At 78.6% G+C, this 392-nt stretch carries 1 protein-coding gene; it reads right to left on the bottom strand.

What is annotated here, in order from left to right; translation table 11 throughout:
- Positions 1 to 392, bottom strand: a 392-nt coding sequence (locus tag C1I98_RS42500) for a DUF5719 family protein (protein WP_233508602.1), incomplete at both ends; no start/stop codon positions are given.

Here is a 392-nt window from a genome sequence, read left to right as displayed (position 1 = left end):
GCCCCACCACGACCCCGTGGTCGCCGATCAGCGGGCCCTCCCCCGCGTAGATCCGCACCTGCGCGGCGGCCGGGGCGGAGTCGGCGTTGGTCAGGTGCAGCGTGACGTCGGCGGCGGCGGCCGGGCCGGGGCCGACGAACCACGCGCGCGAGGACGGTTCGACGCACCGCACGCCCGACAGGCCGCGGTCACCGCCCGCGGTGGCCATCGTCGTCTGCGCCGCCTCCAGCCCGGCCGCGAGCGGGCCCGCGCCGGTCACCACCACTGGTCCGGACCGGTCCGCGGCCTTCTTCCGCCACAGCGCGCCCGGCTTCCCGATCACACCGGGCTTGCCCTTCCCGCCGAGCTCGGCGACGGTGACCGAGCCGCCGGGCCGGGCCTGGGCCTGTCTC

Origin of the sequence: Spongiactinospora gelatinilytica (genome assembly GCF_003236385.1) — a bacterium.
Lineage (GTDB): Bacteria > Actinomycetota > Actinomycetes > Streptosporangiales > Streptosporangiaceae > Spongiactinospora > Spongiactinospora gelatinilytica.
The sequence above is the reverse complement of the archived record's forward strand: the minus strand, read 5'-3'. Positions and strand labels throughout refer to the sequence as shown.